The sequence below is a fragment of the Aquabacterium sp. TM01 genome, assembly GCF_057808345.1.
On record NZ_AP046529.1, the window covers coordinates 3,445,613 to 3,467,750 of the forward strand.

The 22,138-nt window shown below is 68.2% G+C and carries 17 protein-coding genes; 2 read left to right on the forward strand and 15 right to left on the reverse strand.

Annotated features, from left to right (window positions below):
* Positions 1-23: 23 nt before the first annotated feature.
* The 9 genes from AC3WW4_RS15925 to AC3WW4_RS15965 all read right to left on the reverse strand — a co-directional run bounded on the left by AC3WW4_RS15925 (position 24) and on the right by AC3WW4_RS15965 (position 11,108).
* Positions 24-1,049, reverse strand: a complete 1,026-nt coding sequence (locus tag AC3WW4_RS15925) for an HD domain-containing phosphohydrolase (protein WP_488829421.1) — start codon at positions 1,047-1,049, stop codon at positions 24-26.
* Positions 1,042-3,633, reverse strand: a complete 2,592-nt coding sequence (locus AC3WW4_RS15930) for an ATP-binding protein (RefSeq protein WP_488829422.1) — start codon at positions 3,631-3,633, stop codon at positions 1,042-1,044. Before AC3WW4_RS15930 ends, AC3WW4_RS15925 begins: the two co-directional genes overlap by 8 nt.
* Positions 3,630-4,559 carry a phosphate/phosphite/phosphonate ABC transporter substrate-binding protein gene (locus AC3WW4_RS15935; RefSeq protein WP_488829423.1) on the reverse strand — a complete coding sequence of 310 codons (930 nt, stop codon included), beginning with the start codon at positions 4,557-4,559 and terminating at the stop codon, positions 3,630-3,632. Before AC3WW4_RS15935 ends, AC3WW4_RS15930 begins: the two co-directional genes overlap by 4 nt.
* Positions 4,556-5,806 carry a patatin-like phospholipase family protein gene (locus tag AC3WW4_RS15940; protein ID WP_488829424.1) on the reverse strand — a complete coding sequence of 417 codons (1,251 nt, stop codon included), beginning with the start codon at positions 5,804-5,806 and terminating at the stop codon, positions 4,556-4,558. The genes AC3WW4_RS15935 and AC3WW4_RS15940 overlap by 4 nt, the downstream gene beginning before the upstream one ends.
* Positions 5,803-6,753 (reverse strand): arginase, encoded by a 951-nt coding sequence (gene rocF, locus AC3WW4_RS15945; protein ID WP_488829425.1) that lies wholly within the window; start codon positions 6,751-6,753, stop codon positions 5,803-5,805. Before rocF ends, AC3WW4_RS15940 begins: the two co-directional genes overlap by 4 nt.
* Positions 6,754-6,758: 5 nt before the next feature.
* A complete protein-coding gene (locus AC3WW4_RS15950; RefSeq protein ID WP_488829426.1) occupies positions 6,759-7,667 on the reverse strand; it encodes an LOG family protein in 909 nt (302 codons plus the stop codon).
* Positions 7,668-7,688: 21 nt separating this feature from the next.
* Entirely contained in the window at positions 7,689-8,483 is a 795-nt protein-coding gene (locus tag AC3WW4_RS15955; RefSeq protein ID WP_488829784.1) for a HesA/MoeB/ThiF family protein, read from the reverse strand.
* A gap of 31 nt (positions 8,484-8,514) precedes the next feature.
* Positions 8,515-9,957 carry a S41 family peptidase gene (locus tag AC3WW4_RS15960; RefSeq protein WP_488829427.1) on the reverse strand — a complete coding sequence of 481 codons (1,443 nt, stop codon included), beginning with the start codon at positions 9,955-9,957 and terminating at the stop codon, positions 8,515-8,517.
* Positions 9,958-10,139: 182 nt separating this feature from the next.
* Positions 10,140-11,108, reverse strand: a complete 969-nt coding sequence (locus AC3WW4_RS15965) for an MBL fold metallo-hydrolase (protein ID WP_488829428.1) — start codon at positions 11,106-11,108, stop codon at positions 10,140-10,142.
* A gap of 120 nt (positions 11,109-11,228) precedes the next feature.
* On the opposite strand from AC3WW4_RS15965, the gene AC3WW4_RS15970 reads away from it, so the two are divergent.
* Positions 11,229-13,994, forward strand: a complete 2,766-nt coding sequence (locus AC3WW4_RS15970; RefSeq protein WP_488829429.1) for a CHASE domain-containing protein — start codon at positions 11,229-11,231, stop codon at positions 13,992-13,994.
* 18 nt (positions 13,995-14,012) lie between these two features.
* On the opposite strand, the gene AC3WW4_RS15975 is transcribed toward AC3WW4_RS15970, so the two are convergent.
* A complete protein-coding gene (locus tag AC3WW4_RS15975; protein WP_488829430.1) occupies positions 14,013-15,875 on the reverse strand; it encodes a polysaccharide biosynthesis protein in 1,863 nt (620 codons plus the stop codon).
* A 71-nt stretch (positions 15,876-15,946) separates the two neighbouring features.
* Here AC3WW4_RS15975 and AC3WW4_RS15980 point away from each other — a divergent pair, with 71 nt between their 5' ends.
* Positions 15,947-16,192 carry a DUF1653 domain-containing protein gene (locus AC3WW4_RS15980; protein WP_488829431.1) on the forward strand — a complete coding sequence of 82 codons (246 nt, stop codon included), beginning with the start codon at positions 15,947-15,949 and terminating at the stop codon, positions 16,190-16,192.
* A gap of 31 nt (positions 16,193-16,223) precedes the next feature.
* Here AC3WW4_RS15980 and AC3WW4_RS15985 read toward each other — a convergent pair whose 3' ends face one another.
* From AC3WW4_RS15985 to AC3WW4_RS16005, 5 genes are all read right to left on the reverse strand, one after another.
* Complete coding sequence (locus AC3WW4_RS15985; protein WP_488829432.1) at positions 16,224-16,538, reverse strand: 2Fe-2S iron-sulfur cluster-binding protein; 315 nt, start codon at positions 16,536-16,538, stop codon at positions 16,224-16,226.
* The gene (locus AC3WW4_RS15990) at positions 16,507-16,752 is read right to left on the reverse strand and encodes a hypothetical protein (protein WP_488829433.1); all 246 of its coding nucleotides are present in this window, start codon (positions 16,750-16,752) and stop codon (positions 16,507-16,509) included. Before AC3WW4_RS15990 ends, AC3WW4_RS15985 begins: the two co-directional genes overlap by 32 nt.
* Positions 16,753-16,816: 64 nt before the next feature.
* Positions 16,817-17,980: a DNA polymerase IV gene (gene dinB, locus AC3WW4_RS15995; protein WP_488829434.1), complete on the reverse strand. Its 1,164-nt coding sequence runs from the start codon at positions 17,978-17,980 to the stop codon at positions 16,817-16,819.
* A gap of 28 nt (positions 17,981-18,008) precedes the next feature.
* Positions 18,009-18,308, reverse strand: coding sequence for a flagellar basal body protein (locus AC3WW4_RS16000; RefSeq protein ID WP_488829435.1), 300 nt, complete (start codon positions 18,306-18,308; stop codon positions 18,009-18,011).
* A gap of 19 nt (positions 18,309-18,327) precedes the next feature.
* The gene (locus AC3WW4_RS16005) at positions 18,328-22,119 is read right to left on the reverse strand and encodes a DUF748 domain-containing protein (protein ID WP_488829436.1); all 3,792 of its coding nucleotides are present in this window, start codon (positions 22,117-22,119) and stop codon (positions 18,328-18,330) included.
* Positions 22,120-22,138: the final 19 nt, after the last annotated feature.

Below are 22,138 nucleotides of genomic sequence, written 5' to 3' on the forward strand. Positions count from 1 at the left end.
ATACGAAGTAAAGTGGCCCGCGCTCAGTCAGGCAGGCGATAAGCCTGCTCGCGGAACAGGCGCACGCAGGCATCGACCGCCTGGGCGTCGTACCGTGTGCCGCGGGCCGCGGTGATTTCGGCCAGGGCGGCGTCCAGACCCAGGCTGGGGCGGTAGGGTCGGTGGGACACCATCGCTTCGACCACGTCGGCCACCGCCAGCACCCGCGCTTCCGGGCAGATGGCCTCACCTTGCAGGCCCAGCGGGTAACCCGAACCATCGAGCCGCTCGTGGTGCTGGCCCACGGTCTCGGCGATCGGCCAGGGAAAGTCGATGGTCCGCAGGATGTCGCGACCGATGCCGACATGCTCCTGCACCAGGCCGTACTCGATCGGATTGAGTCGCCCGGGCTTGTTGAGGATCTCGGCCGGGACGCGCAGCTTGCCGAAATCGTGGACCACGCTGGCGAGGTACAGGCCTTCGATCTGTTCGGGCGCCATCTGGAGTTCGGTGGCGATGGCCACCGCCAGATGGGCCACCCGGCGCTGGTGCCCTGCGGTGTAGGGGTCGCGCACCTCGACCGTGGCACCCAGCACCGTGATCACGTCGGTCAGGGTTTTTTTGAGTTGCTCGCGGCTTTCACGCAGCTTGTGGGTGCGCTGCTCGACCTGGTCTTCCAGATGATGGCGCAGGCGCACCACTTCGAGGTGGGTGCGCACGCGAGCGAGCAGTTCCTCGCGCTGATAGGGTTTGGTCACGAAGTCCACCGCGCCCAGCTCGAAGCCGCGGACTTTGTCTTCAGTGTCGGTCAGGGCGCTGACAAAGATGACGGGGATGTGGGCCGTGGCAGCTTGCGCCTTGAGGCGACGGCAGACTTCGAAGCCGTCCATCTCGGGCATGCGGATGTCGAGCAGAACGAGCTCGGGCGGGTCGATCTGGGCCGCTTGCAGCGCCAGCTCCCCCTGGATGGCCGAGCGCACATCGTAGCCCTCGGCCTTGAGCAACTCCGTGAGCAGTTTCAGGGAGGCGGGGGTGTCGTCCACCGCCAGGATGCGTCCGTGATCAGCCATGGGGCAAGGTGTGCAATGCTTTCAGGATGGCGGGATAGTCGAAGCCATCGACCAGATGCGCCAGGGTGTCGGCCAAGCCCACATTGTGCGCGTGGACCTGTGTCAGGACGCTGTCGATGCGCGTGCTGTCCAGACTTTGCAGCGCCTGCGCCAAGGCTTCACGCAGTGGGGCGGGCACGGTGGCCAGCGCTTCGGGGAGCAGGGTTTGCGGCTCCGCAGAGGCCAACGGCGCGCTGTCTGCGTACACGTAGCGCAAACCCAGATGACGGGCCATGCAGGCGTAGATCTCGCCGGCGCGGTAGGGCTTGCGCACGAAATCGTCCATGCCGGCGGCGATCAGTTCGGCTCGCTGCTCGCGCAGCGCCGAGGCGGTCACGGCGACGATCTTGACCTGCTGCCCGCCTGGCAACTGGCGGATGCGACGGGTGGCTTCCTCGCCGTCCATGACGGGCATGCGGTGGTCCATCCAGATGAAGTGGGGCTGCCAGGACGGGAACAGCGCCACGGCTTCCTGGCCGTTCTCGGCCAGCTTCCAGGGCAGGCCCACGGCGTCGAGCAGGCGCGACAGCAGCACCTGGTTGTCGCGCTGGTCTTCCACGATGAGGATGCGGCAAGGCGGCTGATCGGGCTGCAGGCCGGTGACCCGGCCGGCTTCGGCCTGCTCGGCTTGGGGCAGATCGGCGACCTGCGCCTCGTGCAGTGGCAGGTTCAGCCGGAAGACCGAGCCCTGGCCCACGGTGCTGTGCACTGTGATCGCCCCGCCCATCAAGACGGCAAACTGTCGGGTGATGGCCAGGCCCAGGCCTGTGCCCTTGTTGACGCCTTGCTCGCCCAGCTGAATGAAGGGCTCGAAGATGCGAGCCTGCTCGGCCTCGAGGATGCCGGCCCCGGAGTCTTCCACCTCGATGACGAGGCGTGCGGCCCCGCCCTCGCCGGGCTGTCGCTGCAGGCGAATCGCCACCCCACCCTGTTCGGTGAACTTGATGGCGTTGCCCAGCAGATTGATGAGCACCTGGCGCAGTCGGGCTTCGTCGCCGACGATGTAGCGAGGAAACTGCGAGGACTGGTCGACCAGCAGGGACAGGCCCTTTTCCTGGGCCCGCACCGTCATCATGTCGGTGACGTCGCGCACCAGGCCACCCAGGTCGAACGGGGCCTCCTGCAACTGCGCCCGGCCGGCTTCGATCTTGGCCATGTCGAGCACATCGTTGATGAGGTGTAGCAGGTGTTCGCCGCTGCGGTTGATGATGTCGAGCGTGCGGCGGTGGTCGGCGGGCAGATCGGCCGCCATGGTCAGGAGGCTGGAAAAGCCCAGGATGGCATTGAGCGGCGTGCGCAGCTCATGGCTCATGTTCGCCAGGAAGGCGCTCTTGGCCTGGTTGGCGGTTTCGGCGGCATTGCGCGCCAGCACGAGGTCGGCGGTGCGCTGCTGCACCTCGGCTTCGAGGCGGTCCTTGTAGCGGCGCAGGGCGTCGTCGAGCCGCTGCCGCTCGGTGACGTCGCGGCCCGACACCAGCAGGCCGCTCACCTGCCCGTCGGGTGCGCGCAGCAGCGTCGCGTTGTTGAGCATGTAGGGCTGCAGGCCGGCCACGTCGGCCACGCTCAGGGGGTAGTCGTGGACGGTGCCGTCGCGCAGCACCTGCTCGCACAGTGCGCGCGCTCGGTCGGGCTCGGTAAAACAGTCGGCAAACGGGGTGCCGATGAGCGCCGCACGTGTGCGACCCGAGACGCGCTCGGCCGCCTGATTGAGGTCGGTGATGCGCCCGTCGGGTGTGACGACCACCAGGGGGTCGAGGTTGGCCTCGATCAGGCTTTGGCTGTAGGTCGAGGCCGCCTTCAGGGCCTGCGCGTTGTCGGCCAGGCTGCCGAGCATGCGGTTGAAACTCTCGGCCAGGGCGTCGATTTCGTCATGGCGGCCGGAGACGCTCGCCCGCACATCGAGGTGCCCGTCGCGCACCTCTTCGGTCACCTGCACGAGGGCCTCGACCCGTTGCCCGAGGCGCTGCGCGATGTACAAGGCGGCCAGCAAAGCCAGCAGGGTCGAGCCGAACACGAACACGGCGCCATGCACACGGATCAGGCGCAGGTCAGCCTGGATGGCCTCGCGCCCCAGGGCCACCCGGGCCCAGGCCACCGGTTTGTCGCCGGCGCGGATGGACGCGGCCAGATCGATGCCCGCCTCGCCGTCGCTCAGGGTGAAGGCCGAACGCGTGGCGACCAGCAGGGCCTGGCTGACCGGATCGCTGAGAAAAAGGCCCACCTTGGTGGGATCGGTGTGGGCCAGCACGCGACCAGAGGGCGAGATGACCATGGCATGACGCAGTCCGGGGTAACGCTGCACAGCCTCGACCACCTCTTGCAGGCCGGCCACGTCGTTGGCCAGCACCCAGGAGCGTGCACTCACGGCCAAGGCCTGCGCCAGTCCCGCTGCGGCCTGGTTGTTTTCGCGGGCGAAATTGTCGCTTTGCTCACGGACGTTGTGGGCGACAAAGGCCGCGCTCAGGAGACAAAAGCCCAGCACGAACACCCCGATGATCTGGTGCTTGAAGGAAGCGCGTCGCAAGGGCCGCACGGACGATCTCATGGGGCGTACTCCTGGGACAAGGGCCGCACGGTCCGCTGGAAGGTGGCGATGAACTCGCGAACCCCCGCGTAGCGGGCATCGTCCGCGCGCTCGAAGCGCGTCAACTCCATGGCCGCCAGCAGGGCCCGTCCCTGCGGCGTGGTGTGCAGGGTCGCCAACTCCTGGGCCACGCGGTCGGCGGTCGCCGTGGGCACGTCATCGCGCACCATCACGCTGTTGTTGATCAGGGGCGCCGTCTCCCACTGCACGATCAGCTCCTTCGCCTGCGCCGGGTGGGTTTTCTGAAAGGCCTGCCAGGGCTGCGACCAGGTGGCCGCCGCCGCCACCCGCCCCAGGTAGACGTTCAGGATGCTGGACTCCTGGGAGCCCACGTAGACGTTCTCGATGTCGCGGTTGACATTGAGCCCCTGGCTGTGCAGGAAGGCCTGGGACAGCATGGTGGCGGCCAGCGCTGTGGGCGCCGGGTAAGCGACTTTGCGGCCCCGCAGATCGCCGACCTGGCGGATTCCGGCATCGCGCCGCACGAGGAGGATGCCCCGAAACTGCGCGTCGTCGCCCATCTTGGCGATGACGTGGTAGCCGTGATCCATCGCCACCAGCGTTTGGTAGGGGTTGGGCAAGGCGAACGCCACCTGCCGCCGGACCAGCTTGCGCTCGAAGTCCTCGTAGTTGCGCGAGGCCTCCAGCGCGAAAGTGACGGCGGGGATCTGACGGTTGAGGTGCTCCACCAGCGGGCCATACACCTCGAACAGGCGCGCCGGGTTGTGCAGGGGGTGGATGGCCAGCACGTACACCGGGGTCTCCACCTTGCCCTGACGGCTGTACTGGGGGCTGGGGTCGACCTCGGCAGGGCGCTCACCACAGGCGAGCAGGCTCAGGCTCAGCAGCACCATGCCCAGGAGGCGCCACAGGCGTGCAGCGCTCATGTCACGTCCTCCGAGCGCTCGGCGCCCTCACCCCAACCGAAGAAGGCACGGACCTCGTCGCGCTTGGCCAGCGCGTCGGTGAAGCCCAGGTGGATCAGCTCACGGGTGAAGGAGGACTCGAACAACAGGTAACTGGCCAGGGCGGCGCCCCGGGCACTTTTGCCCTCGCCGTAGACGCCCACGGCGCGAAGCATGGCGCGCACCGCCGGCGGCAAGGCCCACAGGTGGCGGGCGGCGATGTCGTCGATGCGCTGGCTGGGCGCGATCACCAGGGCGTCGATGGGCCGCAAGCTGGTGTACTGACGCTGCTCGGGCGTCATCAGGCTGAGCGTGTGGTTGATGCGCTGCATGCGCTCGATGTCCACGGTGAGCGAGTCCAGGAAGATGCTGGACATGGCGTGGCCGGCGATCTGGGCCAGGTTGGGGTACTCGACCACTTTCTCGCGCAGGTCGGGCGGCTCGTACAGGCGCCCCACCCCGATCACCAGGATGCGGTCGGCCCCCAGGTGGATGGCCGGCGAGATGGGCGCGGCCTGACGCATGGAGCCGTCGCCGCAGTAATGCGGGCGGCCTTGCACCGACAGCTGGATGGCGGGGAAGACGAAGGGGATGGCCGAGGAAGCCAGCAGGTGATCGATGCCGAGCGGCTCGCGCACGCTCAGGCGCTGCGAGCGCGCCCAGGGCGCGATGTGCTGGGCGCTGTCGTAGAAGGTGACGTGCTCGCCGGTGGTGTAGCTCGACGCGGTGACGGCCACGGCCTCCAGGTGGCCATCGGCCATCAGCTGGGGCAGACGATCAACCTGGAAGAGCTGCGGCAAGAGCTCGCGCAAGGGGCTGTTGTCGAGCAGGGAGCGCGGGCGCATGCGACGCCAGCGCGCCAGGGCCCAGCCCAGCGAGAACAACGTGAGCCATTGCGCCCCGCTGCGGATCACGCCCAGCGAGTCGGCCCGGTAGACCTGCTCGGCGCGGAAGTCGCGCCAGACATCGACCATGGTGCGCAGGGCCAGCTCGTAGTGGTCGGCCTGGCAGGCCAGCGCCAGGCCGTTGAGCGCGCCGGCCGAGGTGCCCGCGATGATCTGAAAGGGGTTGCCGCGGCGGCGCTCACCGGCATCGCGGCGGATGAGCTGCAAGCCCTGCAGCACGCCCACCTGGTAGGCCGCGCGCGCGCCGCCACCACTCAGGATCAGCGCGGTCTTGCCTGCGGGGCGGGGACGCAGCGATGTGGGGGCGAGGTGCGACGGGCTCACGGGCGCGGGCGCATCAAGGTGCTTTTGCCAAACAGGCCTTCCAGCAGATCGACGACGATCTCGGCGGTGCGGTTCTGGATGTCGCGTGCCGGGTTGAGCTCGACCACGTCCAGGGAGCCGACGCGCCCGGTGTCGGCCAGCATCTCCATGCACAACTGCGCTTCGCGGTAGGACGGCCCGCCGCGCACCGGGGTGCCCACCCCCGGCGCGATATCGGGGTCAAGGAAGTCGACATCGAAGCTGACGTGCAGGTGGGTGCGCTCGCCCACGCCCATCAGGGCCTGCTCCATCACCTTGCGCATGCCATGTTCGTCGAGGTGGCGCATGTCGAAGACGTCGAGGCCTTGGGCATGGACGAACTGCCGCTCCAGCGGGTCGACGCTGCGCACGCCGATCAGACGCAACGCGCTCGGCTGCAGGACCGGGGCGTCGCCGTCCGTGGGCGCCAGATGGCGCAGTGCCTCAGGCCCGTGCCCACACAGCACCGCCACGGGCATGCCGTGAAGGTTGCCGCTGGGGGTGATGTCGCAGGTGTTGAAGTCGGCGTGGGCATCCAGCCAGATCACCCGCAGCTCCAGGCCGTTGGCCCGGCAATGGGCGGCCACGGCCGTGATGGAGCCAATCGCCAGGCTGTGGTCCCCGCCCATGAGCAGGGGCACCTCACCGGCCCGCAAGGACGCATCGACCTCGCGGTACACGGCACGGTTCCATTGCGCGCACTCGGGCAGGTGGCGGTAGCCCTGGCGGGGCGCCTGCTCTGGATTGGGGGGGCCTTGAACGTTGCCACCGTCGCGCACCGTCAGCCCCTGCCGCATGAGCGCCGGCACCAGGCCCGCCACCCGCAGGGCCTCCGGGGCCATGGAAGCGCCCCGCATGCTGGCCCCGATGTCGGTGGGCGCCCCGATGAGGCGCACACGCACAGGTGGGTTGGGCAGCGCGGCGCTCATGGGGTTCACCAACCGCTGGGGCTTTCTGCGGCACCCGTCTGACCCAGGCCGTACACCTGTTGCAGGGTCTCCCAGGCTTCGTCGGCCGTCTCCACAAAGCGGAAGAGATTGAGGTCTTCGGGGCTGATCATGCCGGTGTCGACCAGGTGATCGAAGTTGATCAGCTTGGTCCAGAACTCGCGTCCGAACAACAGCACCGGGCGCTTGCGGCACTTGCCGGTCTGGATCAGCGTGAGGGTTTCAAACAGCTCGTCGAGCGTGCCGAAACCACCGGGGAAGCACACCAGCGCGATCGAGCGCATCAGGAAGTGCATCTTGCGCAGCGCAAAGTAGTGGAACTGGAAGCACAGGCGTGGCGTGATGTAGGGGTTGGGCTCCTGCTCGTGGGGCAGCACGATGTTGAGCCCCAGGCTCTTGCCGCCCACCTCGAAGGCCCCCCGGTTGCCAGCCTCCATGACGCCCGGGCCCCCACCGGTGACGACATAGATGGGCGTCGCGAGCCGGGCCGAGTGCTCGGTGACCAGGCTGGAAAAGGCCCGCGCTTCTTCGTAGAAACGGGCCATGTCGACGTGGCGCCGGGCGGTGCGCACGGCATGCTCGCGGGCCGGGCCGCTGGGCAGGTCCTCGGCTTCCTGCAGCTTGAGCTGGGCCTGCTCGGCCGCGAGGATGCGAGCGCTGCCGAACACCACGATGGTGGACTCGATGTTCTCCTCGCGCTGCACCATCTCGGGCTTGAGCAGCTCCAGCTGCATGCGCACCGGGCGCAGGTCGGGGTGCAGCAGAAAGTCGTTGTCGGTGAAGGCCAGGTCGTAGCTGCTGTCTTCTCCCGCGTACAGAGACGGACGGCGGGCGCTGCGGGCATCCTGATCGGCCGTGGGGAAGTTGCGTTCGAGCAGTTCTTTGGGGTTGTTCATGTCAGGCATCAGGTCAAAAGGTCAGGGCCGCGCGGCACCCGGGCCGCACGGGCCACACACCGGGCAATCCGGCGAGCGGTGTGCGCGCAAGGTGGTCCAGGACCAGTCGCGCCCGTCGAGCAGCAAGAGACGCCCGGCCAGCGATTGGTGGTGGCCGGGTACGGCCGGCTCATGCAGGCCGGCCAGGAGCTTGATGGCCTCCCCCGCCTGCATCACGCCCATCATGCCGACCACCGGGGCAAACACGCCCATGAGCGCGCAGCGGGTTTCTTCGGGCGGCGCATCGGGCGGGAACAGGCAGGCGTAACAGGGCGACTCGGGCACGCGCGGGTCGAACACGCTGATCTGGCCGTCAAAGCGCACCGCCGAGGCCGAGACCAGCGGCACACCATGGGCGCGGCAGGCGCGGTTGATGGTCTGGCGGATGGCGAAGCGGTCGGTGCAGTCGAGCACGACCTGGGCCTGGGGCACCCAGGTGTCGAGCAAGGCCGCGTCGGCGGCTTCGGCAATGGCATGGACCTGTACGCCCGGGTTGAGCTCGGCCATGGCCAGCTCGGCCGACAGCACCTTGGGCTGGCCAATGCGGGCCGTGGTATGGGCGATCTGGCGCTGCAGGTTGGTGAGGTCGACCGTGTCCGGGTCGACCACGGTGATGCGCCCCACCCCGCAGGAGGCCAGGTACATCAGGGCGGGGGCCCCCAGGCCACCGGCCCCGATGACCAGCGCGTGCGCGTTCAACAAACGCTCTTGCGCAGCCTCCGACCACTCATCCAGCAGGAGGTGACGGCTGTAGCGCAGTTGCTGATCGTCGTCCAGAAGCATCACGCCGGCTCATTCCCCCATGGCGTCACTGCGCCTTGGTGTCTTCAGGCTTGCGTTCGGTCAGGGTCTTGGACACCACCACCGGCTTGCCCTTGAGCTGGTTGAGGGCCTGCTGCAGGGGGAAGTCTTCGGCCGAACCGAACTCGGGCAGCGGCTTGGGCGGCTCGTTGGTCTTGCTGCGGGCCTCTTCGAGCTTCTTGAGGGCTTCCTCACGGGCCTTCTCGCGTGCCTCGTCCTTCTCTTCCTTGCCCTGGCCGCTGCCGATGTGCTTTTCCAGATCGGCTTCGCGCACGCGCAGGGCCGAGTAGAGGTTGCCATCGACGGACTCGTCGACCATCACATCGGGCACGATGCCCGTGGCCTGGATGGAGCGGCCGCTGGGGGTGTAGTAGCGGGCCGTGGTGATCTTGAGGGCGGTGTCGGCGGTGAGCTGGCGCACGGTCTGCACCGAGCCCTTGCCGAAGGTTTGCGCGCCCAAGATGGTGGCGCGCTTGTGATCCTGCAACGCACCGGCCACGATCTCGGAGGCCGAGGCGGAGCCTTCGTTGACCAGCACCACCAGCGGCACCTTCTTGAGCGCGGCGGGCAGCTTGGCCAGCGGGTCAACGCCAAAGCGGCGGGTGTAGTCCTCGACGCGGGCCTTGAATGTCTGCTTCGACTCGGGCAACTGACCATTGGTCGAGACCACGGTCACGTCAGCGGGCAGGAAGGCGGCCGAGATGGCGATGGCACCTTCGAGCAGACCACCGGGGTCGTTGCGCAGGTCGAGCACCAGGCCCTTGAGCTTGGGATCGTCTTTGTAGAGCGCGGCCACCTTGGTGGCGAAGTCTTCGACCGTGCGGTCCTGGAACTGGCTGACACGGATCCAGCCGTAGCCCGGCTCGATGAGCTTGGCGCGCACGCTTTGCACACGGATTTCTTCGCGCACGATGGTGACAGGGAAGCTGCGGTTCTCGTTCTTGCGGAAAATGGTGAGAACGACCTTGGTACTGGGCTCGCCGCGCATGCGCTTGACAGCCTGGTCCATGGTCAAGCCCTTGACGAAGGTGTCGTCAATCTTGGTGATGAGGTCGCCCGTCCTGAGGCCGGCGCGGAAGGCGGGGGAGCCTTCAATCGGGGAGACGATCTTGACCAGACCGTCTTCCATGCCGATTTCAATGCCAACGCCGACGAACTTGCCGGTCGTGCCCTCGCGGAATTCCTTGAACGAGGTCTTGTCAAAATAGACCGAGTGCGGATCGAGCCCGGCGACCATGCCGGAGATGGCGTCGCTGATGAGCTTTTTCTCGTCGGTGGGCTCGACATAGTCGGTCTTGACCATGCCGAAGACGGCAGCGAGTTGCTGCATTTCTTCCAAAGGCAGAGGCGCCATGGCGCTGCGTGCGGTGGCCCCGAACTGCATGGTGGTCAAACCACCCGCCAGCGCCCCGAGCGCGACCCAGCCTGCAATTTTGAATTTGGAAGTCATGGCGTGTGTGTGCCTATTCGAACCCGCGATGCAGGCCTGTCACCCAGCCTGCTGATTGATCTTCCAGTATAGGACGGTGGGCGCCCTCACACAGGGGAATAAGGCGGAAAGATGGGCCTAGTTGGTCCATCCTGACCATTTCCCGCCGTTTAACGCCACAAGTTGGCGCCCTCGCACCGGGGTCAGGGCTGGCTGGCCGCGTAATCGACCGGCACCCAGCTGTAGCGTCCCTTGCCTTCGGCACGCACCTGACCGATCCCGGGGAAGGGCAAATGGGCCCCGGCCACCGGCAGCGCGTCCTTGGCCGTCCAGCCTAGCACCTTCAGGCGCGTGGCCAGCGCCTGTGCCGGCACGCTGTCGAATTCGATGGTGACCTGAGGCTTGGGGAACTGCACCGCCGCGTTGTGCACGATGTCACCCCAGATGAGCAGCTGCTGGCCCTGCGAGCTGAACAGGTAGCTGGTGTGGCCCGGGGTGTGACCGTGGGTCTGCACCGGGCGCACGCCTGGCAGGATTTCATCCGTGCCGGCGTAGGTGCGCAGGCGGCCGGCCTGGACGTAAGGCGCCACCGAGTTCTGCGCGGCCTGGAAGAAACCTTGCGCGGCCGCCGGGGCCTTGGCCATGACGGCCGGGTTGAGCCAGTGATCGGCGTCCACCTTCGAGACGTACACCTGGGCGTTGGGGAAAGCCATCTGGCCGTCGGCGGTGCGCAGGCCCCCCACATGGTCACCATGCAAGTGGGTCAGCAAGACCGCGTCCACCTGCTCGGGCTGGTAGCCCGCAGCGCGCAGATTGGCATGCACCTGCCCGAGGCCTGGGCCGAACAGCTGGGCCGCACCGGCATCGACCAGCACCAACTGCTTGCCGGTGTTGACGAGGAAGGCAATCACCGCCGTGGGCATGGGCGAGCTGCGGAACGAACGGGCCAGCAATTGAGAGATGTCGTGGGGCGTGGCGTTCTTCAGCAGCTTGCTGTCGAGCTGGATGCGTCCGTCGTACAGCGCGGTGACCTCGAACTGTCCCACCATGTGGCGCTGGTAACCCGGCACCTGGGTGCGCACCTGAGGTGCTTCGGCGTGCACGGCAGGCACGGCCCCCAAGGTCAACAGGCTCAGCGTGAGAGCGGGCAACAGGCGTGACAGACGGTTCATGGACGGGCTCCTGAAAGATCCAAACAGAGGGCGGCAGTCTAGGCCCCTCCCTCTTGGGAGGGGGGCTCCGGGGCGAAAGCCCAATGCCGCAACACGGGCACCGATGCTAATGTAGAGCGCATGTCCATGCTCCTGACCTCGCCCTGGCTTCGTCTGATCCTCACCTGGCTGATTTACACGATCACCGGGGTGTCCAGCGTCGCCCTGTCCATCCACAGCGACTTCGTCTCGCCCATGTACCTGGCCTCGGGGCTGGGCCTGGCTTTCGCGCTGGGTTGGGGGCCTCGCATGGTGTGGGCTGTGGGCGCGGGCGGCGCCACGGTGTCGGTGTTTTATCACTCGGTCATGCAACACGCCCTGGCCCTGCCCGCGATGGCCGCCCTGGCGGTGGTGGTGGGCGTGGGCATCGGCCTGCAGGCCTGGGTGGCGTGGGCCTTGACCACCGAGCGGGGCCGCAAAGAACTGGCACTGGAACAACCCGGCCAGATCCTGCGCTTTTTACTGCAGGCCGGCCCGCTGACCTGCCTGGTGTCGGCCAGCGTGGCCACCGGCGCGATGGTCCTGATCGGGGACCTCCCCGATGGCGAAGCACTGCACTTTTTTCTCAACTGGTGGGCCGGGGACACCCTGGGGACGCTGATCGGGACGCCGCTGCTGCTGCCCCTGGTCGGCCAACCCGCCAGCCTGTGGCGCCCGCGCCGACGCACGGTCAGCATCCCGCTGGTGATCACCGCCGTGCTGCTGACCTTGGCGGTGCGCCAACTCAGCGCCTGGCATCAGGAGCGACAGAATGCGGTGTTCCAGCAATCGGTCGAGGCCACGACGGGCGCGGTCGAGCTCCGCCTCCATGGCTATCTGCACGCGGTCGAGGCCCTGCATGGCCTGATGGACGGCTCCGAAAGCGTGTCGCGCGTCGAATTTCACCGCGCCACCCGCTACTGGCTGGACACCCTGGACAGCGTGCAGGCCATGGGGTGGGAAGAGCGGGTGGCCATCGCCGATCTGCCGGCGTTTGAAGCCGCGCAGCGCCGTGAGGGCCTGCCCGATTACCGGGTCTACGATGGGCTGGAGCGCCGCCCCCCTCAAGGGAGCGAGGTGCTGGCCCTGCGCTACATCGAGCCCCAGCGTCACAACCTGCGCGCCCTGGGCTTCAACGTCCTGTCGCGCCCCGAAACCCGCACCACCTATGAGCACGCCCGGGACACCGACACGCTGCAAGCCACCCCAGGCTTTCAACTGATCCAGGAAACGGGCATGCAGCAAGGGGTGGTGATCTACCGCCCGGTCTATGACGGCGAGCCCCGGACCCTGGCCGAGCGGCGCCTGGCCGTCCGCGGCACCCTGTTCCTGACCTTGCGCATGGACGACGCCCTGGCCTCCATCTTGCGCGACATGCCGGCCCACCTGGCTGCCTGCCTGTACGAGAGCGGCGCGCTGGGCGAACGCCTGCTGGGCGGCTCGCCCGCCTGCGTGCATCTGGATGCCAGCCATCCGCCTCGCCACCTGCAACGGGTGCCAGTGACCTTTGCGGGACAGACCTGGACACTGGCAGTGTGGGCCCGTGCCCCCATTCCCATGGCAGGCGACGGCGCCACCTTCTGGCTGCTGGCGGTGGTCGGCACCTTGTTGGCGACGGCGCTGGGCACCTTGTTGCTGGTGATGACCGGGCATGCCCGGCATCTGCAAGAGGCCATGCAGGAGGCGCGCCGCCTGCATGAGGCCGCCGACCAGGCCAACCGGGCCAAGTCGGACTTCCTGTCGCGCATGAGCCATGAACTGCGCACCCCGCTCAATGCCGTGCTGGGCTTTGCACAGGTGATGGAGCTGGACAACTCGTCCCCCCTGCCCCCGTCCCAACGCCACCGGGTGCAGCAGATTCAGCAGGCCGGCTGGCACCTGCTGGACATGATCGACGACGTGCTCGACATTTCCCGGGTGGACAGCGGCACCATGCGCCTGAACTGCCACCCCATGCCGGTGACCGAGGCCCTGCAGGCCGCCCTCAGCCTGGTGCAGGACAAGGCTCAGAAACTGGGTATCACCCTGCAGGGGCCCGCCCAGCTGCCCCGTCACTGGGGAGTGCACGCCGACCCCACCCGCCTGCGCCAGATCCTCACCAACCTGATGAGCAATGCCATCAAGTACAACCGGCCGCAAGGTCAGGTGACCGTGAGCGTCACGCGTGACGCCGACGGCACACCACAGCCCAAGTTGCGCATTGCCGTCTCGGACACCGGCCTGGGCATGAGTGCGTCGCAGCAGGCACAGCTGTTCCAGCCCTTCAACCGCCTGGGGCGCGAGGGCAGTCAGACCGAAGGCACGGGCATCGGCCTGGTGATCAGCCGGCATCTGGCCGAACTGATGCAGGGCACCCTGGAGGTGCACAGCCGCGAAAACGAGGGCAGCACGTTCACGCTGGTGCTGCCCACCCTCGACCTGAGCCCCCCAAACCCCGACGCCGGACGCCCCAAGCAGGACACCGGACCGAGCGCCCCGCAGGACGCGCATCGCCATGTGCTCTATGTGGAAGACAACGCCATCAATGCCGACCTGATCCGGCAGGGCTTCAGCGATCACCCTGGCTTGAGCGTGTCGGTGGTGCCCACGGCAGAAGAGGCCCTGGGCGTGCTGCACAACCACCTGCAGGGCCCGCGCCCCAATCTGATCTTGCTGGACCTGCACCTGCCCGACGCCTCCGGCCTGGAGGTATTGAAACTGCTCAAGGCCAACCCGGACACGGCGCACATCCCGGTCATCATGGTGTCGGCCGATGCCATGCCCGCGCAGATGGAGGCCGCGCTGGCAGCCGGCGCGCACAGCTACCAGACCAAGCCCGTGCACCTGCCCACGCTGCGGCAGTTGATCGACGAATTGCTACCGGCCTGAACGGCCGCCTGCAGGCCTTCAACGGGGGGCGTACTCGGGCACCAGCTCGTGCAGTTTGCTGCGCAGCACCGCCGGCGTCGCGGCCGACTCGTCCACCGTCAGGGCCATGAGGCGTGCCAGCCAGTCGGGCGGCAACTCGCCACGCAGCTGCGCCAGGCGCAGACGCGGATGCGGCGTGGCCAAGGTGGTGTCGGCATCGGCCAGCAGCTCTTCGTAGAGCTTTTCGCCCGGACGCAGGCCACTGAAGACGATGGGAATCTCGGCCTCGGTGTGGCCGCTGAGGCGGATCAGTTCGCGCGCCAGGTCGGCGATCTTCACCGACTTGCCCATGTCCATCACGAACACCTGACCGGTTTCGGCCAGGGACGCGGCCTGCAGCACGAGTTGCGCAGCCTCGGGGATGGTCATGAAGTAGCGGGTGATCTCAGGGTGGGTGACGGTGACCGGCCCGCCCTTGGCGATCTGTTCCTTGAACTTGGGGATGACGCTGCCGCTGGACCCCAGCACATTGCCAAAGCGCACCGCCATAAAGCGGGTGCCCGTGCCCTGCGCGGCCCAGTGCGAGATGACCATCTCGGCCGCCCGCTTGGTGGCGCCCATCACGTTGGTGGGGTTCACTGCCTTGTCGGTAGAGATCAGCACGAAGCGCTGCACCCCGCTCTCGGCGGCGGCCTGGGCGGCCAGATAGGTGCCCAGGGTGTTGTTGCGCAGCGCGATCCAGGCGTTGTCGTCTTCCATCAGCGGCACGTGCTTGTAGGCCGCCGCGTGAAAGACCAGATCGGGCTGGTGGGTGGCCATGGCCCGGCGCAGCGCGCCCAGGTCTTTCACATCGCCCACCAGGCGCACCAGTGGCAGGTGCGGGAAGCGCTCGCCCAGGTCCTGCTCGGCCTGGTAGAGCGCAAATTCACTGAGCTCGAACAAGACGAGGCGGCTGGGGCCGAAGCGGGCGATCTGGCGGCACAGCTCGGCGCCGATCGAGCCGCCCGCGCCGGTCACCATCACGGCGCGCCCGCTGATCAGCCCGGAGACGGCGTGCTCGTCAAGCTTGACGGGCTCACGGCCCAGCACGTCTTCCGGCTGGACGTCGCGCACACGGTCGATGCGGGTGCCCCCCTCGCGCAACTCATCGGCCGAGGGCACGGTGACGACCGGCAGACCGGTGGCCGCCGCCAGCGCCAGCACACGTTTGCGCTGCTCCTGGGTGGCCGCCGGCATGGCCAGGATGAGGTGAGAGACCCCGCTGAGGTTGGCGCGGTCGGCCAGCAGGTCGAGCCCGCCCCACACGGTGACACCGGCGATGCTGCTGCCGTGTTTGCGCGGGTCGTCATCGAGCAGGCCGACCACGGTCCAGCTGCGGTGCTGGATACCCGCGATCAGCAGCTTGGCCGCCGCTCCGGCGCCCAGCACCAGGGCCCGCTGACCGTTGTCCTGGGCGCCCGTGCGCCGGGCCCGCGAGGCCTCGCTGAGCATGCGCACGGTCATGCGCCCCAGCGACAAACCGATCAGCGTGAACACCGGATGCAGGGCCAGCACGGCGCGCGGCACCTCGGTGAGCTGCGCCATCAGGATGACGACGGCACACGCCAGCCCGGCGCCCAGGCACACCCAGGCCAGCCGGGTGATGTCGTGAAAGCTGGTGTAGCGCCAGCTGGCACGGGGCACGCGCAGGGCCCAGGAGGCCGCGCTGTAGACCGCGATCACGCCCAGCAACACGGCCCAGTCGTAGCTGGGACGCTCATGCAGCCAGCGCTCCATCCCCATGCGAAACAGGTAGGTGAAGTGCCACGCCAGCAGGATCAGGAAGGCATCGGCCAGCATGACCACGCCCTGACGGCGGGGGCGGAGTTGGTCCAGAACGCGGTTCAGGGAGTGCCAGAGCATGATGGGGCGAGAGCGTGACGGCAGGAAAAGCGGCAACCCGACATTGTGCCTCCGCGCACGACAATGCGGGGATGAGCGACACGCATGACCTCCCGCCCCTCCCCCACCTGCCCACGGGCGAGTACGAGCATTACAAACGATTGCGCTACCGCGTACTGGGCGTGGTGCGCCACAGCGAGACGCTGGAAACGCTGGTGCTGTACCAGCCGCTGTATGGCGAGGGCGCGCTGTGGGTGCGGCCCTATGCGATGTTTGTGGAGGAGGTGACCGTGGACGGCGTGCGCCGGCCCCGCTTTGCGCGGGTGCAGCCCGACTGAGGGCCGCACACCGCGATGCATCGGTGCGCTGTCAGGGGAGGCGCATCACCAGGTCGCTGGTGGCCTCGGCCACGCAGGGCAGGATGCAGCCCCACTCTTTCTCTTCGGGCGTGAGGCCGGGCCAGTCGATGCGGTAGCGCACCTGGCCGGCTTCCAGCTGAGCCAGGCAGCTGCGACAGCTGCCATTGCGGCAAGAGCGCGGCCAGTCCCCCCCCGCAGCCAGGGCCGCGGCCAGCACCGTCTGTCCTGGCGCTTGCACAAAAGTGCGACCTTCAGCGGGCAGGGTGATGCGCCAACCCGCGGCCTGCGCCCCCTCAGGGATGGGCTGCGGGGCGGGGGGTGACATCACCGGCCTCCACGCTGGGGGCCTCATCGGCCTCGTCATCGGATCCGGCCACCGCCTTGACCCCCGCTGCGGTCACGTCCACCGCCGTGCCCACCACGGTGGCGCCCACACTGACGGTGGTGGCGACCACGGTCACGGCGGCATCGGCCACGGCAAGCACCGAGCAGCCCGACAGGCACGCCAACAGAGACAGGATCAGGGCCAGACGGCGCATGGGGACTCCAGACACAACAGGAACAGACAGGGCCGCCATTGTCGCCGCGATCCCCGCCGCGCGCTCAGCGCTCGTCAAACAGGGGCAGGCTGTAGGGCGCGTCGGACTCGGCCACCGAGGGCTGGCCATCGCCGGGCACCAGCGACTCCATCTTGACGCCCAGCAGGCGCAGGCGCCGGTTCAGCGGCACGGTCCTGAGGCAACGGCCGGCCCACAGGCGGATGGTGGCCGCATCGCGGGTGGGCTGCGGCAGCGTCAGGCTGCGGGTGACGATCTTGAAGTCGTCGTAGCGCAGCTTGATGCCCACGGTGCGCCCTGCGTAGTTCTTGCGCACCAGGTCACTGGCGAGCTGCTCGCACAGGCGGGTGAAGATGGGGCTGAGCTGAGCGCGGTCGTCGCGCGGGTGCAGGTCGCGCTCGAACGTGGTTTCGCGGCTAATGGACTTGGGCTCGCGCCAGGTGACCACGGGACGGTCGTCGCGGCCATGCGCAGCCTCGTGCAACCAGCCGCCATAGTGGCTGCCGAAGGCACTGGCCAGCTCATGGGCGGGCGTGGCGGCCAGCTCGCCAATGGTGTGGATGCCCATGGCCGCCAAGCGCTCGGTCGCCTTGGGGCCGATGCCGTTGATGCGGCTGGCCGGCAAGGGCCAGATGCGGGTGGGCACGTCCTCGTGCATCAGCACCGTGAGGCCATCAGGTTTGTCCAGGTCGGAGCTGATCTTGGACAGCAGCTTGTTGGGCGTGACGCCGATCGAGCAGCTCAGGCCGGTGGCCTCGCGCACTGCCGCCTTGATGCGCTGCGCCAGCGCTCGCACGCCACCCAGGGGGTCGCCGTCCAAGGCCTCCTGCGCGCCGGGCACCTCGGTCAAGTCCAGGTAGATCTCGTCGATGCCCCGGTCCTCCAGCACCGGCGCAATGCGGGCCACCGCCGCCTTGAACTGGCGCGAGTGATGGCGGTAGGCGTCGAAGTCCATCGGCAGCAAGATGGCATCGGGGGCCAGGGCGGCGGCCTTCATCAGCCCCATGCCCGAGTGCACGCCCAGCGCCCGCGCCGGATAGGTCGCGGTGGTGATGACGCCACGGCCTGCGTAATCGCGCAGGCGGGCGAAGTCGCTCACCTCGTGGGGCTGCGGGGCCGAAGCGCTGCGCCGTGACCCGCCAATGACCACCGGCAGGCCCTGAAGCTGTGGATACCGCAGCAACTCCACGGACGCATAGAACGCGTCCATGTCCAAGTGGGCAATGAGGCGACGGGGATCAGGCTTCAATGTCGAGCAGGCTGCCCATCATCTGCTGGTCGGCCTGGATGCTGCGCAGGTTGGCGCGGTAGGTGTAGGTGGCCATTTTCTGCTCAATCAGATCCTTGGCCAGATCGGGTCCGATCTCCTGCGCCTGAGCCAGCGAGGTGCTCACGCCACCCGATTCCTGGCTCTGCTGGTTGACCACCTGCCGCTGGAACTTCTCGGTCTGCACATTGGCAATGTTGTGTGCGGCCACGTCCATGCGGGTCAATGCTGCCTGGGCACCCGACAAACCGATGGCTGAAATTGCACTCATGGTGGCCTCCGTCACACGATCACTTCAGATCAAACTGTACCCGAGAGCTGGGGCCCTTGTCATCCGGCAAGCCACTGGTGCCGACCTTGGAAGCCGTCAACAACACACGCTCGGACGCGATTTTGGTGAGCAGGTAGGCCTTGACGGCGTCCCCGCGGTGATCGGCCAAGCTCTTGAGGGCGGCATCGTTCACCGGAGCCGCCGCCTGCAGCAGCGCTTCCATCTCGGCAGGCGGCAGGGTTTTGGCCAGCCCCACCAGATTGCGCGGTTTCTTGATGTCGGCCGCCTTGTAGGCCGCGCTCAGCCACTGTGCTTTTTCTTCTGGTGAAATATTGACCTCAGCCACGGGCTGCCCCTGCGCCTTGGCTTTGGCCGCCCGCATCAGGCGGTCCACATGGGCGGCGCGCAGGCCGGCCACGTCCACAGCGGGGTCGGCGCGGCCGGTGGCCTCCAGCTTGAGGGCGGGGCGGTCGTCGAGCTTGCCGGCCAGGGTGTCCAGGCGTGCCCGCGCGGCCTCGCTGAGTTCGGCCGAACCGGGCGCAAAGGGCACGAAGCCCAGTTCATCGCCCCCGCCCGAGAGCAGCGAGAACGGCGCCATCACGGCTTTGGTGATCAGGTTGACGATGACGCGCCAGATGATGCCGCCCACCGAAAACTGCGGATCGTCCAGCGAGCCGGAAATCGGCAGGTTGACGTCGATCTCGCCATGGCGGTTCTTGAGCAGCGAGACGGCAAACAGCACGGGCAGCTTGGTGGCGTCCGGGCTGTCCACCTTCTCGCCGAAGGTGAGCTGGTCGAGGAAGATCTGGTTCTGGGCTTCGAGCTTGCCGCCGTCGATCTTGTAGTGCACGGTCATCGACAGCGAGCCCTTCTCGATCGCGTAACCCGCGTAGCGCGCCGCGTACGGCGTCAGGCGGGTGAGCTCGATGCCTTTGGCGCTGCCCTGAATGTCGGTGAACAGGCGCGGGCCCAGGGGGTGCAACTGACCGGTGATCTTGAGCGGTGCGCCGTCGTCCACCGTGCCGGCCACATCCACCGTGGCCGGCTCGGGCTTGTCGGAGGCCACGGCCGAGATGGTGCCCTCGATGCGCGTGAGGTTGGCCGAGTAATTGGGCTTGATGAAGTTGTCGGTGAAGTCCACCCGCCCCTTGCTCAGCTGAATGCCCTGCCAGCGCAATTTCATGGGGGAGGCGCTCGCAGGCGATGCCGCTGGGGCAGAGGCCGCCGAAGCCACCACCGGCGCGGCCGCAGGGGGCGGTGCCGGCGAGACCGAGGGCGCCGAGGCGGCCGGCTCCGGGGTGGTGAGGGACTTGGGCTGAGCCCCGACCTCGCGGCTGGCAATGCTGGCGAGGTTGAGCTGCCCGTCGGGGTTGATGATGACGCGGCCGAAAAACTCGTTCAGCGCGATGCGGCCCAGGTTGGCGTTGACCTGTCCGTTGGCCCAGGCCAGGTCGGTGCCGTCGAGCGTCAGGGTGCGCCAGCTGACGAAATCGGCCTCGTTGACACGGTCCTGCAGACGCAGATCGCTCAGGCCGACACGGCCCTGGTAGCGCACGCTCAGGCCGCGGCGGGCGTCGTCTTGCACTTGCACCCGACCGGCCGCCTGGGCACGCGCCCCGGCGATGTGGATGTTGAGGTGGGGATCGAGGTAGGACTGCAGCACGCGCAGGTCCACGCCGGCCAGACCGACCTGGCCCTGCACGGACAGCGGCTGCGGCCGCACCTCACCCTGGAAGTTCACCTGCCCCTTGCCCTGGGCCTGGGTGCGCAAGTCAACTTTCAAGGGCTGGCGCAGATCGGTGGAGGCGTTGGCCACGCTCAGTTCGGTGCGCTGCAGGGACAGCAAGGCCGCAGGGCTGACGGTCTGGTCGGTGAGCTGGACGCGGCAGTCCTGGCAACGCAGCAGCTTGACGGTGACCGGCGGTAGCGCGGCCTCCTGCGGCTTCGCGGAAGTGCGATGTGCGGTGGCCGGTGCCGGACGGGGCGGCGCCATGCCCAGCCACTGGCCCTGACGGCCGCGGGTCACGCGGGCATCCAGGCCATTGACCGTCACCGTCTCCAGGCTCAAGCGGCGCAGACCGGGCTGGGCTGGCGCCAGCGACAGATGGGCATCGGCGCCCTCCACTGCCAGTTCGCCCAGCTGGATCTGATCGCGCACGCCTGCGGCCGTGGCCTGCGTCTGCAGACCTGCCAGACGGACGGAACCGCCGCTCAGGTTCAGCCCGGGTTGGGCCAGCTCAGAGGAGGTCGCGGCCGGGTCGGCCTGCAGGCGCGCGCTGAGTTGCGCCTGCAAGGACAAGGCGCCCTTTTGGACGGCCAGCGGCAAGCTCAACGATTGCGCCAGCGGCGCCAGCCAGGGTTGCACACCGGCCTGATCCAGCGCGAGCTTGGCCTCGACCTGCTGGCGGGCCACCTGGGCTTGACCGTTGGCGCGCAAGGTCATGCCATGCTGATCGGCCAGGTCGAGCTGCCAGGTGGCAGCAGGCGCCTTGGCGGAGGCGTCCAGGCCCTTGACGTCGAGCACCACGCGGTCCAGACGTGGCCAGGGCACGGCGGCGGTTTGCACGTCGATGGCCTGGGCCGCCAGATGCACGGTGCCCACGGACCACTGCCAGGGCGTGTCCGACGCACTGCGTGCAGGCGCTGCGTCTGAGGCGCGGGAGGCCGTCGAGGCGGCAGATGTGGCCGATGCCTCAGGCGCCACGGCCACACGCGAAGCGGCGGGCACCACCTGGGGCGCAGCACCCTCTGCCGATGCGGCGGCTCCGCCAGCCAGCGGACGCGCCTTCAGGTGCAGCCCGTCCAGGCTCACGCTGGCCACACGCACCTTTTTCTCCAGCGGCAGGGCATCCAGCCCGGCCACCTTCAGCAACTGCCAGCCCGTGTCCACCTGCCCCAGACCTGGCGCCTGCGGCAGACCCAGGCCCAGCTTGCTGAGCTGCAGTCCGCCAGTGATGCGCAACATCGGCACGGCGGGGGTCGGGCGCTGCTCGAACTGCACGGTCAGGGCCGTGTCGAGCTGCCCCTGCTGCGGCGTGAACTTCACGCTCGGCGGCAGGAAAGGCTGGGCCGCCGTCAACCAGTGCGCCACATCCACCGACTGCCAGGCCAGTTGCACCTCGGAGCGATGTCCCTCCTGGAAGGGCAGCGTCTTGCCTTCGATCTTCAGGGGGCTGCCGTCGATGCGCGCCTGCAGGCGGGGCTGCACGTCCACTGCGATGTCGCTGGGCAGGTTGGACACGAAAGGCACCCCGACCTGCAACTGCTCGACGCGGTGCTCCTGCTTCAGGACGCGGTCGGTGTAGCGCAGCAGGCCGTCGCGCACCTCGATGTTGAAGACGGCGAAGCGGGTCGGTTCGCTGTCGGGCTTCGGCTCCGGGGACGGGGCCATCAGGCGGGCCATCACCGGGCTGATGTTGAACTGATCGGCGCTCTGGCGCTCCAGCCAGAACATCGGCTCGGTCAACTGCACGCGGCGGATGACCGGCGCCAGGTGGCGCACGGAGGCCAGCGAGAGCTGGGTCTGCGCCTGCTTCAAGGTGAACCAGGGTGCGGTCTGCGGCCCCACGGCCACGCCATCGACCTCGACGGCCAGCGTCCAGGGATGGATGCGCACCGCGGCAACGGTCACCGGGGTGCCGAGGGCTTCGGTGGCCGCCGCTTCGATACGGGGCCGTGCCCAATCGGGCAGCCACATGCCCACCACGCCGGTCCACGCAGCGGCCACGGCCGCCACCCCCGCCAGGGGTTTGGCCCAGGCACGCCAACGGGCCGAAGGCGCCACGGGAGAAGCAGTTTCAGGACGGGTCATGGGTCAAGGCACAGCAGAT

What these genes read in the sequence shown, in the direction of transcription:
- rocF (WP_488829425.1), bottom strand. Translation starts at nt 6,753, where the DNA reads ATGAGCGCCGCGCTGCCCAACCCACCTGTGCGTGTGCGCCTCATCGGG.
- AC3WW4_RS15980 (WP_488829431.1), top strand. Translation starts at nt 15,947, where the DNA reads ATGAGCGACACGCATGACCTCCCGCCCCTCCCCCACCTGCCCACGGGC.
- AC3WW4_RS15970 (WP_488829429.1), top strand. Translation starts at nt 11,229, where the DNA reads ATGTCCATGCTCCTGACCTCGCCCTGGCTTCGTCTGATCCTCACCTGG.
- AC3WW4_RS15975 (WP_488829430.1), bottom strand. Translation starts at nt 15,875, where the DNA reads ATGCTCTGGCACTCCCTGAACCGCGTTCTGGACCAACTCCGCCCCCGC.
- AC3WW4_RS15985 (WP_488829432.1), bottom strand. Translation starts at nt 16,538, where the DNA reads ATGTCACCCCCCGCCCCGCAGCCCATCCCTGAGGGGGCGCAGGCCGCG.
- AC3WW4_RS15960 (WP_488829427.1), bottom strand. Translation starts at nt 9,957, where the DNA reads ATGACTTCCAAATTCAAAATTGCAGGCTGGGTCGCGCTCGGGGCGCTG.
- AC3WW4_RS15950 (WP_488829426.1), bottom strand. Translation starts at nt 7,667, where the DNA reads ATGAACAACCCCAAAGAACTGCTCGAACGCAACTTCCCCACGGCCGAT.
- AC3WW4_RS16000 (WP_488829435.1), bottom strand. Translation starts at nt 18,308, where the DNA reads ATGAGTGCAATTTCAGCCATCGGTTTGTCGGGTGCCCAGGCAGCATTG.
- AC3WW4_RS16005 (WP_488829436.1), bottom strand. Translation starts at nt 22,119, where the DNA reads ATGACCCGTCCTGAAACTGCTTCTCCCGTGGCGCCTTCGGCCCGTTGG.
- AC3WW4_RS15935 (WP_488829423.1), bottom strand. Translation starts at nt 4,559, where the DNA reads ATGAGCGCTGCACGCCTGTGGCGCCTCCTGGGCATGGTGCTGCTGAGC.
- AC3WW4_RS15925 (WP_488829421.1), bottom strand. Translation starts at nt 1,049, where the DNA reads ATGGCTGATCACGGACGCATCCTGGCGGTGGACGACACCCCCGCCTCC.
- AC3WW4_RS15930 (WP_488829422.1), bottom strand. Translation starts at nt 3,633, where the DNA reads ATGAGATCGTCCGTGCGGCCCTTGCGACGCGCTTCCTTCAAGCACCAG.
- AC3WW4_RS15990 (WP_488829433.1), bottom strand. Translation starts at nt 16,752, where the DNA reads ATGCGCCGTCTGGCCCTGATCCTGTCTCTGTTGGCGTGCCTGTCGGGC.
- AC3WW4_RS15965 (WP_488829428.1), bottom strand. Translation starts at nt 11,108, where the DNA reads ATGAACCGTCTGTCACGCCTGTTGCCCGCTCTCACGCTGAGCCTGTTG.
- dinB (WP_488829434.1), bottom strand. Translation starts at nt 17,980, where the DNA reads ATGGACGCGTTCTATGCGTCCGTGGAGTTGCTGCGGTATCCACAGCTT.